General features: G+C 69.8%; 13 protein-coding genes and 2 pseudogenes. 8 read left to right on the top strand and 7 right to left on the bottom strand.

Annotated features, from left to right (window positions below; genetic code table 11):
* The 7 genes and pseudogenes from ACTIFU_RS00955 to ACTIFU_RS00925 form a co-directional block, all read left to right on the top strand.
* Positions 1-467 (top strand): annotated as a pseudogene (locus tag ACTIFU_RS00955) (3-carboxy-cis,cis-muconate cycloisomerase); the annotation flags it as partial.
* A gap of 284 nt (positions 468-751) precedes the next feature.
* A complete protein-coding gene (locus ACTIFU_RS00950) occupies positions 752-2,290 on the top strand; it encodes an eCIS core domain-containing protein (protein ID WP_439576398.1) in 1,539 nt (512 codons plus the stop codon).
* A gap of 160 nt (positions 2,291-2,450) precedes the next feature.
* Positions 2,451-3,068, top strand: a complete 618-nt coding sequence (locus tag ACTIFU_RS00945; RefSeq protein WP_439576397.1) for a plasmid pRiA4b ORF-3 family protein — start codon at positions 2,451-2,453, stop codon at positions 3,066-3,068.
* A gap of 98 nt (positions 3,069-3,166) precedes the next feature.
* Positions 3,167-4,567 (top strand): adenosylhomocysteinase, encoded by a 1,401-nt coding sequence (gene ahcY, locus ACTIFU_RS00940; RefSeq protein ID WP_439576400.1) that lies wholly within the window; start codon positions 3,167-3,169, stop codon positions 4,565-4,567.
* Between the two features lies 1 nt (position 4,568).
* Positions 4,569-5,264, top strand: a complete 696-nt coding sequence (locus ACTIFU_RS00935) for an SDR family oxidoreductase (protein WP_439576396.1) — start codon at positions 4,569-4,571, stop codon at positions 5,262-5,264.
* A 5-nt stretch (positions 5,265-5,269) separates the two neighbouring features.
* Positions 5,270-5,701, top strand: a complete 432-nt coding sequence (locus ACTIFU_RS00930; RefSeq protein ID WP_439576395.1) for a DUF4149 domain-containing protein — start codon at positions 5,270-5,272, stop codon at positions 5,699-5,701.
* Positions 5,702-5,787: 86 nt separating this feature from the next.
* On the top strand, positions 5,788-6,873 hold the full coding sequence (locus tag ACTIFU_RS00925) for a TRAP transporter substrate-binding protein (RefSeq protein ID WP_439576394.1): 1,086 nt from the start codon (positions 5,788-5,790) through the stop codon (positions 6,871-6,873).
* Between the two features lie 154 nt (positions 6,874-7,027).
* Here the strand turns inward: ACTIFU_RS00925 and ACTIFU_RS00920 are convergent, their stop codons facing one another.
* The 7 genes and pseudogenes from ACTIFU_RS00920 to ACTIFU_RS00890 form a co-directional block, all read right to left on the bottom strand.
* Positions 7,028-7,447: a carboxymuconolactone decarboxylase family protein gene (locus ACTIFU_RS00920; protein WP_439576393.1), complete on the bottom strand. Its 420-nt coding sequence runs from the start codon at positions 7,445-7,447 to the stop codon at positions 7,028-7,030.
* Between the two features lie 134 nt (positions 7,448-7,581).
* Entirely contained in the window at positions 7,582-8,082 is a 501-nt protein-coding gene (locus tag ACTIFU_RS00915; RefSeq protein ID WP_439576392.1) for an RNA pyrophosphohydrolase, read from the bottom strand.
* Positions 8,079-9,173: a divergent polysaccharide deacetylase family protein gene (locus tag ACTIFU_RS00910; protein ID WP_439576391.1), complete on the bottom strand. Its 1,095-nt coding sequence runs from the start codon at positions 9,171-9,173 to the stop codon at positions 8,079-8,081. The genes ACTIFU_RS00915 and ACTIFU_RS00910 overlap by 4 nt, the downstream gene beginning before the upstream one ends.
* A 25-nt stretch (positions 9,174-9,198) precedes the next feature.
* Positions 9,199-10,599, bottom strand: coding sequence for a S41 family peptidase (locus ACTIFU_RS00905; RefSeq protein WP_439576390.1), 1,401 nt, complete (start codon positions 10,597-10,599; stop codon positions 9,199-9,201).
* Positions 10,600-11,068: 469 nt separating this feature from the next.
* A pseudogene (locus ACTIFU_RS00900) lies at positions 11,069-11,230 on the bottom strand (IS110 family transposase); the annotation flags it as partial.
* Between the two features lie 80 nt (positions 11,231-11,310).
* Positions 11,311-12,540 (bottom strand): bifunctional glutamate N-acetyltransferase/amino-acid acetyltransferase ArgJ, encoded by a 1,230-nt coding sequence (gene argJ, locus ACTIFU_RS00895; RefSeq protein ID WP_439576389.1) that lies wholly within the window; start codon positions 12,538-12,540, stop codon positions 11,311-11,313.
* 10 nt (positions 12,541-12,550) lie between these two features.
* Positions 12,551-13,408, bottom strand: a complete 858-nt coding sequence (locus tag ACTIFU_RS00890) for a peptidylprolyl isomerase (RefSeq protein WP_439576388.1) — start codon at positions 13,406-13,408, stop codon at positions 12,551-12,553.
* A gap of 233 nt (positions 13,409-13,641) precedes the next feature.
* On the opposite strand from ACTIFU_RS00890, the gene secA reads away from it, so the two are divergent.
* Positions 13,642-16,368: a preprotein translocase subunit SecA gene (gene secA / locus ACTIFU_RS00885; protein WP_439576387.1), complete on the top strand. Its 2,727-nt coding sequence runs from the start codon at positions 13,642-13,644 to the stop codon at positions 16,366-16,368.
* The last annotated feature ends 160 nt before the right edge of the window (positions 16,369-16,528 follow it).

Raw genomic sequence — 16,528 nt, 5'->3', positions numbered from 1 at the left:
TGGCCACGGCAAAGGCAGTGCGCCAGCGTGTGGGTCTGGGGCTCGATGCGATGCTGGCCGATTTCGAGCGCGCAACGGGCCCGTGGCATCTCGAGTGGCTTGCCGTCCCGGAGGCGTTCATCCTCGCTGCCGGCTGCCTCGCCCAGGCGAAGGACATGCTGGCAGGGCTGGAGGTGCATCCCGACCGGATGCGCGCGAATCTCGACCTTTCGCGCGGGCTGATCGTCGCCGAGGCGGTGATGATGGCGGCAGCCCCCGCGCTCGGGCGGCAGCGCGCGCACGACGTGGTGTACGCGGCCTGCCGCGCCGCACTCGCGCGCGACATCCCGCTCGCCGAGGCGTTGGCGGCGGTTCCGGAGGTCGTCGAGGCGCTCGGCGGGGCGGATGCCGTGGCGGCGCGGTGCGACCCGGCGAACTATCTTGGCCTCGCCCCGGCGATGGTGGACCGGCTTCTGGCCGGGCGGTAGCCGGACTGGGCATGCGACGGGCTTTCGCGTAGGATTGAGTTTTGATCAGACCCATCAAGTGATGGCGGCCACGTGTGCCACGGCTGAGGCGCAGCTGAGGGAGAGGCAGTCCGTGCCAATCATAATGCCGCCCGATGTACTTCCGGAATCAAAACGAGCACTCGGTGGCGTTGTGCACACCGTTGTGGCCGGCGTCACCGACGCGCGCATTTCTGCGCATAGGGTTGCGGGCGCTGCGAGTGAAGGCAGGCGGGCGATCCTGACCGTAGGCAAGGGAGGGCGTCATGCGCGCGTTCGTTGGCCGACAAGCGTCGAGCAACCGGACGTCCGGGTGCGGTGACAACAGTTGGACGCCCCGTTCACTCGGCGTGTCGCATTGGCCGCTGAGAGTGACCCAGCCTGGCGATGTGTTGGAGCAGGAGGCTGACCGCATCGCAGCGCGGGTTCTCGGCATGACGGGCTCTTCAGCGATCCCGCCAACACGACGCGGCAATGCGTCCCTAGCCTCCCAATCGAATTCGGCATGCGCCGAATGCTCGCGGGTTGCGCCGGTCCAGCGCGCAACCGGGATGGCCGGCGTCGAGATCGACCCCGACGCCGCCGGCGTCACCGACGTCGTCCGCGATTCGGGCAAGCCGCTGGACTGGTGCGCGCGTGCCTGGTTCGAGCCCCGGTTCGGCCATGACTTCAGCGGCGTGCGGGTCCACTCGAATGGGCCGGCGGCTGCATCCGCTTACGCAATGAACGCGCTGGCGTACACGGTCGGCAGGCACGTGGTGCTCGGAAGCGATGCACCCTCATTGGAGAGCCCGTCGGGCAGGCGGCTTCTGGCGCACGAGTTGGTGCACGTCGTGCAGCAGCGTAGCGGCCCAGATCTGTCCACGTCGACGGTGGATCGGGCGGGCAGCGATATCGTGGCGCGTCAAAAGAAGGGCAAGACGCCGCCCGACCAGGCGGAAAGCTGGTCGACACCGCACGCTGACGCCGACGTCATCGGGCAGGTGTTCTTCGCCACCAACAAGACGGACCTCACCGAAGACGACAAACGGGCGCTGAAACGCATCGCGGATGCGATTAATGCCTGGGAAGGTTCCCTGCTGCCTGCCGTCAAGCTTCTCTTCGAGGGTTATGCGGATCCTCGCAACACGAGCTACAAGGGCGGGAACTGCCAGCTCGCCTATGACCGGGCCGAATCGGCCGAGACCTACTTCCGAAGCAAGCTCACCGCAAAGGGAAAGGAGAATGTGATCCCGACGTCGAAGTCGAAATGTGTGGACAAGACTTTGGCGCACTATCCCGACCGCTACCAGCGTATGGTGCTGATCAAGCCCGACGGGCGCATTCCGCCCAGGCAGATGCGGAAACCCGCGAAATCGTGCAAGAGTGCAAAAGAGCGGTGCCGGACGATCCTCGGCGCCAACAGCACCCGGTTCACGGCAGTGGAAAAGCGGCACCTCACGCAGATCTTGAAGGACACCACGACGAAGGACGGTTTCCTGAACAGCCTTGATCCCGAGCTGATTAAGATCGCCCATGGACTGGGCGGAAAGATGACCGACCAGGAGGCCGCAGAATTCGTGAACCGCTTCAAAGTGTGCACCGACCTCATACACCATTCCTTCGCGGGCCCGGACGCCACCGACGAGGATGTCATCCAGGCACTGAAGGGGCTCCACGAGCGCATCGATGGCGCGCTGGATCATCTCGCGAAGGGCACCGCGAAGGACATGATCAGTGGGGCCGGCAATCAGCGCCGGGTGAAATTGAACGCCTATGTCACCCGCTCGAGGGGCGAGTCGGACAATATCTACTTCAAGTGGTAGCAGCAGGACGAACGGCGGAGAGGACAAGTGACCGCGCGTTGCGATCCGGCGAACGATCCCGGCCTCGCGCCTGCGATGGTGGACGGGGGTGCTGCCGGGGCGCGGCTGACGGGCGCATGCGGGTCTGGAGTGCGGCCCGCGGCAATGGCAGATTCGGCCCATGAGCGGCAGCGAACGGATCGCGCGGCTCCGCATCGAGCTCGCGGACATCGCCCCCAGCATCTGGCGGCGGGTCGAGGTGCCGCTCGGCCTCACCCTCAAGGGGCTTCACGACGTCGTCCAGGCCGCGATGGGCTGGCAGGACTACCACCTCTACGCGTTCCACGTCGGCGAGACGATCTACGACGACTCCGCGTCGTTCGGGTTCGACGGCCGCAGGACCCTGCGTGCGCGCGTCGCGAAACTGGCCTCGCTCGTCGATCGCGGGGTCACGCGCTTCACCTATGTCTGCGATTTCGGCGATGACTGGGAGCACCTGATCACGGTCGAGGCGGTGGAGGAGGGCGCACCGGGCGTCGCCTATCCGCGCCTCGTCGACGGGGCACGGCGCGGCCCGCCCGAGGATGTCGGCGGCCCGCCCGGCTACCTGGAGTTCCTCAAGGCCGCCACCAACCCCCGCCACCGGCGGCACAAGGAGGTCATCGCCTGGTACGGCGGTGCCTACGATCCCGACGACATCGGCGACCTCGCCGTGCGGGTCCGGATCGGGCAGATCGCGAAGCGCCGGCGCGCCGGCAAGCGCGCTCGTGCCGCAGCGGGCGGCCCGACCGGTCCCTGACCGGGAGGTGAGACGCTCCGCACTGGCCTTCCGCCCGGCTGCGTGCTAGGCGGCGGCGCATTCCCGGAAAAGGACCGCCGCCGATGCCCGAGAGCCCGATGCCGCACGCCGATTACGTTGTCCGCGACCTCGCCCTGGCCGACTGGGGCCGCAAGGAGATCGCGATCGCCGAGACCGAGATGCCCGGGCTGATGGCGATCCGCGCGGAGTTCGGTCCGACGCAGCCGCTCAAGGGCGCGCGCATCGCCGGCTGCCTGCACATGACGATCCAGACCGCGGTCCTGATCGAGACCCTGAGGGCGCTGGGCGCGGATGTACGCTGGTCGTCCTGCAACATCTTCTCGACCCAGGACCACGCCGCGGCCGCGATCGCCGCCGGCGGCACGCCGGTGTTCGCGGTGAAGGGCGAGACGCTCGCCGAGTACTGGGACTATGTGCGCCGCACGCTCACCTGGGGCGATGGCGGCACGCCCACCCTGCTGCTCGACGACGGCGGCGACATGACGTTGCTGGTCCATTACGGCCTGCGCGCCGAGCAAGGCGACACCGGATTCCTGGACAAGCCCGGGAACGAGGAGGAGGAGGTCTTCTTCGCCCTGATCAAGGACACGCTGAAGACCCGGCCCGGCTGGTTCGCCAAGCTCGCCGAGGCGATCCGCGGCGTCTCCGAGGAGACCACGACTGGCGTGCACCGCCTCTACCAGATGGAGAAGGAGGGGCGCCTGCTGTTCCCCGCCATCAACGTCAATGACAGCGTGACGAAGTCGAAGTTCGACAACCTCTATGGCTGCCGCGAGAGCCTGGTGGACGGCATCCGCCGCGGCACCGACGTGATGATGGCCGGCAAGGTGGCGATGGTCGCGGGGTTCGGCGATGTCGGCAAGGGCTCGGCCGCGTCCCTGCGCAACGCCGGCTGCCGCGTGATGGTGAGCGAGGTCGATCCGATCTGCGCGCTGCAGGCGGCGATGGAGGGCTACGAGGTCGTCACGATGGAGGACGCCGCGCCGCGCGCCGACATCTTCGTCACCGCCACCGGCAATGTCGACGTGATCACCGTCGACCACATGCGCGCGATGAAGGACCGGGCGATCGTCTGCAACATCGGCCACTTCGATTCCGAGATCCAGGTCGCGGCGCTGAAGAACTTCCGCTGGCACAACGTCAAGCCGCAGGTGGACGAGATCGAGTTCCCCGACGGCAAGCGGATCATTCTTCTTTCGGAAGGGCGGCTGGTGAACCTCGGCAACGCCACCGGCCATCCGTCCTTCGTGATGTCGTCGTCGTTCTCGAACCAGACGCTGGCGCAGATCGAGCTCTGGACCAATCCGGACAAGTACCAGAAGAAGGTCTATGTGCTGCCCAAGGCGCTCGACGAGAAGGTTGCCGCGCTGCATCTCGCCAAGCTTGGCGCGAGGCTGACCACGCTGAACGCGAAGCAGTCCGCCTATATCGGCGTAGCGCAGGCGGGGCCGTTCAAGCCCGAGACCTACCGCTACTGACATGACGCGCGTCGCGATCGTCACCGCCGCCGGGCGCGGCATCGGTGCGGCGATCGCGCGCCGCCTCGCCGCCGACGGCTACGCGCTCGGGCTGCTCTCGCCCGGCGAGGGGGTTGCGGCGCTGGCGCAGGAGCTCGGCGGGGTTGCGGTGCGCGGGTCGGTGACCGAGCCCGCCGACCTCGCCTGGCTGGTCGAGACGACGGTCGCCCGCTTCGGCCGGCTCGACGCGGCGGTGGTGAATGTCGGCCATCCGCCGAAGGGCCGGCTGCTCGACCTGACCGACGCGGACTGGTCCACCGGCTTCGCCATGACCTTCCTGCCGCTGGTGCGGATCGCGCGGTTGGTGACGCCGCATCTGCGTGCCGCTGGCGGCGGATCGGTGGTGGCGATCAGCTCCTACGCCGCCTTCGAGCCCGAGCCCGATTTTCCCATGAGCACCTTGCGCGCCGCGCTCTCCGCCTACCTGAAGCTCTATGCCGACGAGCACGCGGCCGAGGGCATCCGAATGAACGCAGTGCTGCCGGGCTTTACCGACTCGCTGCCGGAGAAGGAGGCGCGCAAGGCGCGCGTCCCGATGGGACGCTACGCGCGCGTCGAGGAGATCGCCGCCGCGGTCGCCTTCCTGCTCTCGCCGGACGCCTCCTACATCACCGGCCAGAGCCTGCGCGTCGACGGCGGCATCACGCGCTCGGTCTGACGTCGATGCAGGGAATCGCCGCCGGCACCGCGCTGTTCGCGACCGCGCTGCTCCTGGGCGGCATGGTGTTCTTCGCCTTCGTGGTCGCGCCGACCGTGTTCCGCGCGCTGGAGGCGAAGGCCGCAGGGGCGTTCCTGCGCCGGCTGTTTCCCGTCTACTACGTCTGGGGCACCGGAATGGCCGGCGCGGCCGCGATCGCACTCGTCCCGGTTGCGTGGGAGGCGGCGATTGTGCTGGCGACGGTGACCGCGGGCTTCGTGTTCGCGCACCAGGCGCTGATGCCACGCATCAACGCCTACCGCGATGCGGAACTGGCAGGGGATGCGAGCGCGAAGCGGCCTTTCACGCGACTGCATGCGCTGTCGGTGGCGATCAACCTCGCGCAGATGCTGCTGGTTGCGCTGGTGCTCGTGGGGTTCGCCGGCCGCGCCTGGTAGCCGCTTCCGCCCGGTCGGGGCTTCGGCTAAGTCTTGGCCCCAGGCGGGCAGCAAGCCCGCATCCGTCCTCAGGGAGGCAGATTCTCATGAAGCGTCGTATCCTTTTTGCTGCCGGCGCCGGCGCGGCGGCGACCACGCTCGCGACACCCGCGATCGCCCAGGGCCGTGTGCAGTGGCGCATGGTCACCTCCTGGCCGCGCGGGTTTCCCGGCCTCGGCGTCGGTGCCGAACGGATCGCGCGGCGCGTCGGCGAGATGTCGGGCGGACGGTTCACCATCCAGGTCTTCGCCGCCGGCCAGCTCGTCCCGCCGCTCGGCGTGTTCGATGCGGTGACGCAAGGCGGTGCGGAGATGATGCACAGCGCCGCATACTACTGGCAGAACCGGAACCGCGGGCTGAACTTCTTCACCGGCGTGCCGATGGGTATGACCTCGAAGGAGCTGCGCGCCTGGATCCGCAACATGGGCGGACAGGAGATCTGGGACGAAATCTACGCCCAGTTCAACCTGAAGGGCTTCATGGCGGCCGACACCGGCGTGCAGGGCGCCGGATGGTTCCGCAAGGAGATCAACACGGTCGCCGATGTACGCGGGCTCAAGTTCCGCACCCCGGGCCTCGGCGGCGAATGCTGGCGTCGGATCGGCGTAGCGGTGGTCAACCTCGGCGCGGGCGAGATCCTGCCCAACCTCCAGTCGGGTGCGCTCGACGCCGCGGAGTTCGTCGGTCCCGTCACGGACCTGGCGCTCGGCTTCCACCAGGCCGCGAAGTTCTACTACTGGCCATCGGTGATCGAGCCGGGCCTCGCCGCCGAGTGCTCGGTGGACAAGCGCAAATACGATGCGCTGCCGAACGACTTCAAGCGCATGATCGAGGTCGCGATCCAGGCCGACTACGATCAGGTCGCCGCGGATTTCGAGTCCCTGAACATTCCGGCGATGCAGCGGCTGGTGACCGAGTTCGGCGTGCAGGTGAAGATGCTGCCCGACGAGATCGCGATCGCGCTCGGCAGCGCCGCCGGCGAGGTGCTGAGCGAACTGCGCGACTCGGGCGATGCCTTGACCAAGAAGACGGTCGAGAGCTTCGTGAAGGCACGCGCTGCGCTGATGGAGCAGTCGGCGATCACCGATGATGCCTACGCGCGGATGCGCAGGCTGGACTACAAGTATCTTTGACGGAATGATCCGGGGGGCCATTGGCCCCCCGCGCCCCCTGCCCCGCGCCCCCTGCCCCGCGCCCCTTGCGAGTGCGTCGCGCCTCGTCGGGTGTGACACGGACGCATGACGGAGGGCGTATGGCGGCACCACCGTGGTTCCGCCATGGCTTCGGCTACCCCAGCGGCGGCGGCACCACCGGCGGCTCGGCCGTCAGTTCCAGGGCGCGGCTCATGACGTCGGCCCCGACCAGGTTCCAGGTCGTGATCCCGCCGACCATGATCACCTGCGTCAGCCCCTCGGCCAACTCCTCCACCGTGAGGCCGAGACGGACCGCGCGTTCCAGATGCCCGAGCGCGCCGTCGCGATTGCCTGCCAACGCATCGAGCAGCACGAACAGGAACTCCTTGGTCTTCAGATCAAGCGCCCCACCCTCGTCCTTGTCGCGCATCACCGCCGCGCGCATCAGAGCATAGCCGGCGAAGGTGGCCGGCGCGGCGGCGCGCAGCAGCTTGAACCGCTCCGGCACACGTCCGGAGGTGGCCGTGAAGTTTGCGGCGCCGACCGACGCCGCCTGCTCGATCAGGTCTTTCACAGGTTGGGTCCCGGGCGGCTTCCGCTGCCGCCGCACGCATCCGGGGTTGTCCCGGAATACGATACTGTGCGCCCGATCGAGACGCAGGGCCAGCAAGTAATGGTTGTGTTCCGGTGCAGCGCCTCGCGCGGTGGTCACATCGGCCGGGCGAACCGGACGAAGGACCGGGCGAGCTCGGCGTAGATCGCGCGCTTGAACGTGACGGCGAGCGCGGGAAGCTCCGCAAGATCGGCCCAGCGCCAGGCGTCGAACTCGGGATGCGGGTCGGCGTCCAGCCGGATATCGGCGTCGGTGCCGAGGAAGCGCAGCGCGAACCACTTCTGCCGCTGGCCGCGATAGCGCCCGCCCAGCGCGACGCCGAGCAGGCCGGGCGGCAGGTCGTAGATCAGCCAGCCTGGGTGTTCGCCAATGATCTCGGCGCGGTCGGTGCCGATCTCCTCGGCGAGCTCGCGCAGCACAGCGGCGCGCGGGTCCTCGCCCTCGTCCAACCCGCCCTGGGGGAGCTGCCAGCCACCGGGCACGCCCTCGGCATTCGGCAGATCGGCGCGGCGGCAGACCAGAACCCGACCGTCCGGTCCGAACAGCACGGCGCCGACGTTGGGACGGTAGGGCAGCGAAGCGGGGTCGGGGCTCAAGGCCGAGCGGCGCTGGCGCGGCGGACGACCACGGCGCTGACCGGGGCAAGCACGAGCCCCCGCGTGCCGACCTGAGGCGCCCAGACCGCAAGCCGGTCGAGCGAGAGCGGCGAGGGGCCCGAGATGCCGAGCGCGACCCCGCGTTCCTTGGCAAGTCGCTCGAGTTCGGCGAGTCGCGCCTCAATCTCGGCGCGCGCCGGGCGCTCGTCGATCACCAGATCGGCCGCGCGCGCGGGCACCGTACCCGGCGCGCGCTCGCCCGGCCGGGCCTCGACATAGAGCAGGCCGCGCCCGCGCTGTGTCTCCAGCACCGGGCGCATGGCCTCGGCCGAGGCGGAGACGCGCTCGCCGCGCAGCACCGCCGAGGCCGCGTTGGTCACGCCGACATAGCCCTGCGCGCGCGACAGCGCCCAGGCCAGCCGGGCCGCGTTCTCGGGCGGCGGCAGGCCGGTGAGCAGGGCCTGGGGTCCGGGATCGTTGAGCGGGAAGTTGGCCGGCTCCATCGGCAGGCCGATCAGCACCTCGTGGCCGGCCGCGCGAGCGGCGGCGAACTGCCGATCGAGGCGGAGGCCGTAGGGCGAGAAGGCGAGGCTGATCTCGCCCGGCAGCCGCTCGATCGCGGTCGTGGTCGCGCCCTCGCTGACGCCGAGTCCGACCACCAGCACGGCGATGCGGGGCCTGCGGTCGGCGTCGTCGAAGCGGCGGGCATAGACGCGCCAGGGCTGGCGTCCGTCCGGAGCGATCCAGGGCAGGGCGCCGTCCGGGCGGAGCTCGATCAGGGCAGGGTCGGGCTCGGCAATGCCGCCGGGACCGAGCTGGACGGCGCTGCCAGGGAGGCGCTCCGCCGGCGCTGCCGGCGACGCGGCCGGGGGAGGTGCGTCCGCGACCGCCGCAGTGGCGGGGGGTGCTGCGTCGGGGGCGGGCGGCACGGAGACCTGCGGCGGCGGCGCCGGTGCGGCAGCGATTCCGGCCTCCTCGGGCGGGGCGAACTCCAGCCAAGCGACCAGTGCGCCGCCGCCCACCAGCAGCACCAGCCAGAACGCGATCAGTGCCCGCCACGCGGGCGCGAGCCCGCCGCGATGCTCAGTCACGATCCGTCGTTCTCGTGCGATCCGCTCAGTTCGACGCCCGCCGCATCACCGAAAGCCCACGCACCAGCTCGATCGCGCGCTGCAACTGGTAGTCGCGCGCGAGGTCGCCGAACTGGATCGGCGGCTGGCCATCGGCGGGAGGCTTCGGCGGGCTGGCCGAGCCCTCAACGAAGCCGGGCGGCAGGGCCGGCGGCGTCACCGGCGAGGCGCGGGTCGCGCCGTTGCCGCCGTCGTTGCGCAGCGCCCGCGAGAGGTTGGCCTCGCGGTCGCGCGCCTCCGCCCGGGCCTCGCCGTCGTAGAGCTCGATCACCACGTCGGGCTCGATCCCGGTCGCCTGGATCGAGCGGCCCGAGGGCGTGTAGTAGCGCGCGGTGGTCAGCCGGATCGCACCGTTGCCGGGCAGCGGCATGACGGTCTGGACCGAGCCCTTGCCGAAGCTGCGCGTGCCGATCACCACCGCGCGGCGGTGGTCCTGAAGCGCGCCGGCGACGATCTCGCTGGCGGAGGCCGAACCGCCGTTGATCAGCACCACGATCGGCAACCCCGCCGCGATGTCGCCCGGCTTGGCGTTGTAGCGCTGTGCGTCCTCGGCCCGGCGCGCGCGGGTCGAGACGATCTCGCCCTGGTCGAGGAAGTCGTCCGAGACCGAGACCGCCTGGTCGAGTAGCCCGCCGGGGTTGTTGCGCATGTCGATGACGATGCCCTTGAGCCGCGCCCCGCCCTGCGCGCGGATCTGCTGCACCGCCCGGCGCAGCCCCTGGTCGGTCTGCTCGTTGAAGCTGGTGATGCGGATGTAGCCGACATCGTCCTCGAGCCGCGAGCGCACCGACTGGATGCGGATGATGTCGCGCACGATCGACATCTGCACCGGCTGGGTCTGGCCCTCGCGCCGGATCGTCAGCTTGATTTCGGTGCGCGGCGCCCCGCGCATCCGCTCGACCGCCTCGTTCAGCGTCAGCCCCTGCACGGACCGGCCGTCGATATGGGTGATCAGGTCGCCCGCCTTCACGCCGGCGCGGAACGCCGGGGTGTCGTCGATCGGGCTGATCACCTTGATGTAGCCGCTCTCCTGCGTGACCTCGATTCCAAGCCCGCCGAACTCGCCGCGCGTCTGCACCTGCATGTCACGGAAGGTGCGGGGGTTCATGTAGCCCGAATGCGGATCGAGGCTGGTGAGCATGCCGTTGATCGCGGCCTCCACCACCTCGCGGTCGTTCACCGGCTCGACGTACTCGGCGCGGATGCGCTCGAACACGTCGCCGAACAGGCTGAGCAGCCGGTAGGTGTCGGCCCGGCCGCTGTCCTGCGCCTGGGCGCCGAGACCCAGCCGGGTGCTGACCCAGTCGCCCACCGGGTGGTTCAGCGCCGCGCCCGCGCCGAAGGCGATGGCGGCGGCGAGCAGAGCCGAGCGGAATGAAACCTTCATCTGAGACCATCCGTTCCAGCGCGGGGTGCCGCGCGCGGGGCGCCCGCCCCGTGATCCACCGATCGTGTAAGGTATCGCCCCGGCTCGCCCGGGATCAAGGCGAGCAACGCTGCGGGGGTGCACACGAATGCGGCAGGGGCGGAAGGTCCGCCTGGCGGTCGGGTTGCCGCGCGATGGGGGTCACGTTGCGTCTCCATGCCTTTGGGGCTGACCGAGCTCAGTGCTGAAAGGCCAGGTTGGCCAGATGGTTGAGCGTCGTCGGAGCCGTTTGGTGTCGGCGGTTCAGCAGCGGCTGGCTGGGCGCCCTGTCGCTGGCTCGGATGGGTTTCGCGAACGCCTCCCGAACATCGCAGCGGCCTGTCTGGCGATGGGAACCTGCGGGGTGGTGCGTTCGTCGGTCCGCCGGATCGTCATGGTCTCCCGCACGGTGCTTGCGCCGCGGCTTGGCCGCCGGCGGTCAGGCCGTGGCGGGGGGCGGCCTGCGGTCGCGCGCCGCTTCAGCGTCGATCCGATCGCTCTTGCCGCGCTTGGCGAACGGCTTCACGGACTGCGCCGGGATCAACCGCACCCGATGGCCCAGCCGCGGCACCAGCCGCCCCCAGTGGTGCGACGCACCGCACGCCTCCAGGGCATCCAGGGCCGCGGGGCCGTCCAGACCAGTGTCGCGGCACGCCGCGATGGGAGCCCGAGCCGCCCACACCCCCGCACGACCTACGAGCGGTACGACCCGTTGATGTCGATGTAGCCGTGCGTCAGATCGCAGGTCCATACCGTGGCCCTGCCGCGGCCGAGGCCCAGATCGGCCTCGATCCGGATCTCGCGGCCCTTCATGTGCGCGACCACGGGGGTCTCGTCGTAGTCCGGCGCCACCTCGCCGTCCTTCGCCATCCACACCCCCCCGACCGCCACCGACAGACGGTCGCGATCGGCGGGTTCGCCCGCCTTGCCGACCGCCATCACGATCCGGCCCCAGTTCGCGTCCTCGCCAGCGATCGCCGTCTTCACCAGCGGCGAATTCGCGATCGACAGCCCGATCCGACGCGCCGACCGGCTCGTCACCGCTCCCGTCACGTCGATGCGGATCAGCTTCTGCGCCCCCTCGCCGTCGCGCACCACCGCGAGCGCCAGGTCCATCAACACCTCGTTCAGCGCGCGCGCGAAGTCGCGCAGCATCGCACCCCCCTGGGCCGGCACGCGCGGATGCTTCGCCGCCCCGGTCGCGAACACCAGCACCGTATCGCTGGTCGACGTGTCGGAATCGACCGTGGTGCGGTTGAAGCTGCCATCCACCCCCTTCGCCAGCAGCGTCTGCAACACCGCCGCCGGCACCCTCGCGTCGGTGGCAAGGAAGCACAGCATCGTCGCCATGTCGGGCGCGATCATGCCGCTGCCCTTGGCGATGCCGGCGATCGTCACCTCCGTCTCGCCGATCCGCGCCTTGCGCACCGAGCCCTTCGGGAAGGTGTCGGTGGTCATGATCGCGCGCGCCGCTGCCTCCCACGCGTCCTCGCAGAGCGCGCCGAACAGCCCCGGCAGGGCGCCGACCAGCCTCTCGGTCGGCAGGCGCTGGCCGATCACGCCCGTGGAGGCGAGGAACACCTCGCGCGGCTTGCACTGGGCAAGCTCCGCCATCGCCGACGCCGTCGCCGCGCAGGTCTCGCGCCCTGCCCGGCCCGTGAACACGTTCGAGTTGCCCGCCGTCACCACCAGCGCACGGGCCTTGCCCCCCTTGAGCGCCGCGCGGCACCAGTCGACCGGCGCGCCGGGGCAGCGGTTCCGCGTGAACACCCCCGCCACCGTCGTGCCGGGCGGGAACACCATCATCGTCACGTCCTCGCGGGCGACGTAGCGGATCTCGGCGCGGGCGGTGCCGAGACGCACCCCGGCAATCGGCGGAAACGACGGCAGCGGCACCGCGAGCGGCGAAATCGGATGGGCCATGGCCGGACCCTCAGCGCGGCGTCGCGGGAAGCGGCGAGCCGTCGAGCCCAAACCGCTCGATCCGCGACTGCCCGCGCAGCCGTTCCACCAGCGCCTCGGCCACTTCCTCCGAGGCGGTCCGCCGCAGCCCCGCCTCGGCCTCCTCGAAGCTCGGCCGCGGCTGCTCGCGCCGCTCCTCCACCTTCACCACGTGCCAGCCGAACTGGGTGCGCACGGGGTTCGGCCCGACCTGGCCGGGCTGGAGCGCGAAGGCGGCTTCGGCCAGTGCCTCGGGCATGTCCTCCTTCTTGAAGAAGCCCAGATCCCCGCCCTCGGCGGCTCCGGGACCGCGGCTCTTCTCTCGCGCGGTCGCGGCGAAATCGGCCCCGCCGGCAAGCGACGTGATGATCGTGTGCGCCTCGCTCTCGGTCTGCACGAGGATGTGACGCGCCCGGACCTCGGCCTCGGCCGGCTTGTCCGCGATCTCGCGCTGGTAGCGCGCGCGCAGGCTCTGTTCCGTCACCTTCTCGGCGATCTCGCGGCCGATCAGCGCCTGCTGGATCACCTGGTCCTCGATCCGCGCCATCTGCCGCCGCACCTCGGGCGTGTCCTGCAACCCGGCCTTGCGCGCAGCCTGGGTCACCACCGCCTCGGTGATCATCTGGTCGATCAGCAGCGGGAACAGGATCTGCGGTGGCATGCCGCGGAACTGCTCGGGCAGGCGCTGCGCCGCCTCGGCGACGTCCGAAAAGCGGATCTCGGCGCCGTCGACGCGCGCCACCACCGGGTCGCCGCCCGGCGCGACGGGCTGGAGCTGCGCCTCCGCGGGCAGCGGCGAGGCGAGCAGGGCCGTCGCCAGAAGCGCGGCGCGGATCGGAATGGCGGACATGCGGGCGATCCTTGACGCGGGCACGGCGGAAGCGCCGCCCGGGGACGCGATCATGGCGGAACACCCCCCAGCCCTCAAGCCAGCGCCCGGGGGCATGATTGACGGCCGGGCGGGGGCGCGCCTATCTGACATCTGGGACCCTGCCCCAGGTGGTGCCCCGGCGCTTGGCGCGCGGGGCGGCGGGTCGCCGGATCGCGCAGCCCGCGCCCTCACGACCACCGCAGGACAGTCGCATGCTCAATCGCCTCGCCCGCGTCTTTCTCGGCACCTCGAACGATCGCGCGCTCAAGGGCCTGAAGAAGCGCGTCCCTGCCATCACCGCGCTCGAGCCGAAGATGAAGGCGATGTCGGACGCCGAGCTGCGCGCCCAGACCGTGGCGTTCCGCGAGCGGCTGGCCAAGGGCGAGGCGCTGGACGATCTGCTGCCCGAGGCCTTCGCCACCGTGCGCGAGGCGGCCGTGCGGACCCTCGGCCAACGGCATTTCGACGTCCAGCTGATCGGCGGCATTGTCCTGCATGAGGGCAAGATCGCCGAGATGAAGACCGGCGAGGGCAAGACCCTGGTCGCCACCCTGCCCGCGTATCTGAACGCGCTCACCCAGAAGGGCGTGCACATCGTCACGGTGAACGACTACCTCGCCCGCCGCGACGCCGAGTGGATGGGCCAGATCTACGGCTTCCTCGGCCTGACCGTCGGCGTGATCGTGCATGGCCTCACCGACGACGAGCGCCGCGCGGCCTATGCCTGCGACATCACCTACGGCACCAACAACGAGTTCGGCTTCGACTACCTGCGCGACAACATGAAGTACCGGTTCGAGGACATGGTGCACCGGGACTTCAACTACGCGATCGTCGACGAGGTGGACTCCATCCTGATCGACGAGGCGCGCACGCCGCTGATCATCTCCGGCCCGGCCGACGACAGCTCGGAGCTCTACCGCCAGGTCGATGCCGTGGTCGCCGAGCTGGTGAAGGACACCGCGACCTACGAGAAGGAGGAGAAGTTCAAGACCGTCTCGCTGACCGAGATCGGCAACGAGCGGGTCGAGCAGATGCTGCGGGATGCGGGCATCCTGAAGGAGGGCAACCTCTACGACAGCGCGAACGTCACGATCGTGCATCACCTGACGCAGTCGGTGCGCGCGCACACGCTGTTCCGCCTCGACGTCGACTACGTGGTGCGCAAGGACCCGCGCGACGGCGTGGACAAGATCGTCATCATCGACGAGTTCACCGGCCGCATGATGGAGGGCCGCCGCTACTCCGACGGGCTGCACCAGGCGCTCGAGGCGAAGGAGCACGTGCCCGTCCAGCCCGAGAACCAGACGCTCGCCTCGATCACCTTCCAGAACTACTTCCGCCTCTATCCCAAGCTCGCCGGCATGACCGGCACGGCCGCGACCGAGGCCGACGAGTTCATGGAGATCTACAAGCTCGACGTGGTCGAGATCCCGACCAACGTGCCCGTGGCGCGCAAGGACAACGACGACGAGGTCTACAAGTCGGCGCGCGAGAAGTACGACGCGGTGATCGCGCTGATCAAGGAGTGCCGCGAGCGCAAGCAGCCGGTGCTGATGGGCACGACCTCGATCGAGAAGAGCGAGGCCGTGGCCGAACTGATGAAGCAGGCGGGCATTCCGCACTCCGTGCTGAACGCCCGCTTCCACGAGCAGGAGGCCTACATCATCGCCCAGGCCGGCGCGCCCGGCTCGGTGACGGTGGCGACCAACATGGCCGGTCGCGGCACCGACATCCAGCTCGGCGGCAATGCCGACATGCGCATCCGCCTCGAACTCGCCGGCATCGAGGACGAGGCCGAGCGGGCCGCCCGCACCCAGGCGATCCGCGACGAGGTCGCGGCCAATCGCGAGATCGTGAAGGTGGCCGGCGGGCTCTATGTCATCGGCACCGAGCGCCACGAGAGCCGGCGCATCGACAACCAGCTGCGCGGCCGCTCCGGCCGCCAGGGCGACCCGGGCGGATCGAAGTTCTTCCTCTCGCTCGAGGACGACCTGATGCGCATCTTCGGCTCCGACCGGATGGGCGGGATGCTGCAGAAGCTTGGTCTCAAGGAGGGCGAGGCGATCGTCCATCCCTGGATCAACAAGGCACTCGAGAAGGCGCAGAAGAAGGTCGAGGCCCGCAACTTCGACACCCGCAAGAACCTGCTCAAGTACGACAACGTGATGAACGACCAGCGCCGCGAGGTCTATGCCCAGCGCCGCGAGTTCATGAAGGCGAATGACGTCGCCGCGACCGTGGCCGAGATGCGTCACGAGGTGATCGCGGATGCGGTCGCCAAGCACATCCCCGAGCATGCGATGCCCGAGCAGTGGGACGCGGCCGGCTTGCGCGACGAGATCGTGCGCCTGTTCAACCTCGACCTGCCGGTGGATGACTGGGCCAAGGAGGAGGGCATCGACGAGGCCGATATCCGCGAGCGGATCGAGCGCGCCACCGACTCGCTGATGGCGAAGAAGACCGCGGATTTCGGCGCCGACCTGATGCGCCAGATCGAGAAGTCGGTGCTGCTCCAGATGCTCGACCAGGTGTGGAAGGAGCACCTGCTGACGCTCGATCATCTGCGTCAGGGCATTGGATTGCGCGCCTACGGCCAGCGCGACCCGCTGAACGAGTACAAGAACGAGGCGTTCAATCTGTTCAACGCGATGCTCCAGCATCTGCGCGAGCGGGTGACGTCGCTGATGGCGCGCGTCGAGCTCGCGCCGCCACCGCCGCCGGAGCCGGTGTACTTCACCAACGCGACAGGCGAGGGCGAGGCGATGGAGCCGGTCGAGGGCAATGGCGGCGGCACCGCGCTGCTGACGCGGCCGGCGCGCGGCAAGCAGACGCAGGTCGATGCCGGCGACCCCTCGACCTGGCATCACACGCCGCGCAACGCGCCGTGTCCCTGCGGGTCGGGAAAGAAGTACAAGCACTGCCACGGCAGGGCCTGACGAACGACGCGGAGGGCCGATGCTGCCGGGCCCCCTCGCCCTCCCCAGTCCCGCGACAGCCCCGCACACCCGACCGGCACGCCCGGCGCGCGGCCCGATCCCGATCACGCGGACACATCCGGTCGGGCACCGATGCGCTGGCGGACCTCCAGGCCCAGCG

The organism is Elioraea sp. (assembly GCF_051860475.1).
Lineage (GTDB): Bacteria > Pseudomonadota > Alphaproteobacteria > Acetobacterales > Acetobacteraceae > Elioraea.
This window is presented reverse-complemented; position numbering and strand designations above follow the sequence as displayed.

Coding starts and splice junctions, on each gene's coding strand:
- ACTIFU_RS00950 (WP_439576398.1), top strand. CDS start 752: ATGCGCGCGTTCGTTGGCCGACAAGCGTCGAGCAACCGGACGTCCGGG.
- ACTIFU_RS00945 (WP_439576397.1), top strand. CDS start 2,451: ATGAGCGGCAGCGAACGGATCGCGCGGCTCCGCATCGAGCTCGCGGAC.
- ahcY (WP_439576400.1), top strand. CDS start 3,167: ATGCCGCACGCCGATTACGTTGTCCGCGACCTCGCCCTGGCCGACTGG.
- ACTIFU_RS00935 (WP_439576396.1), top strand. CDS start 4,569: ATGACGCGCGTCGCGATCGTCACCGCCGCCGGGCGCGGCATCGGTGCG.
- ACTIFU_RS00930 (WP_439576395.1), top strand. CDS start 5,270: ATGCAGGGAATCGCCGCCGGCACCGCGCTGTTCGCGACCGCGCTGCTC.
- ACTIFU_RS00925 (WP_439576394.1), top strand. CDS start 5,788: ATGAAGCGTCGTATCCTTTTTGCTGCCGGCGCCGGCGCGGCGGCGACC.
- ACTIFU_RS00905 (WP_439576390.1), bottom strand. CDS start 10,599: ATGAAGGTTTCATTCCGCTCGGCTCTGCTCGCCGCCGCCATCGCCTTC.
- argJ (WP_439576389.1), bottom strand. CDS start 12,540: ATGGCCCATCCGATTTCGCCGCTCGCGGTGCCGCTGCCGTCGTTTCCG.
- ACTIFU_RS00890 (WP_439576388.1), bottom strand. CDS start 13,408: ATGTCCGCCATTCCGATCCGCGCCGCGCTTCTGGCGACGGCCCTGCTC.
- secA (WP_439576387.1), top strand. CDS start 13,642: ATGCTCAATCGCCTCGCCCGCGTCTTTCTCGGCACCTCGAACGATCGC.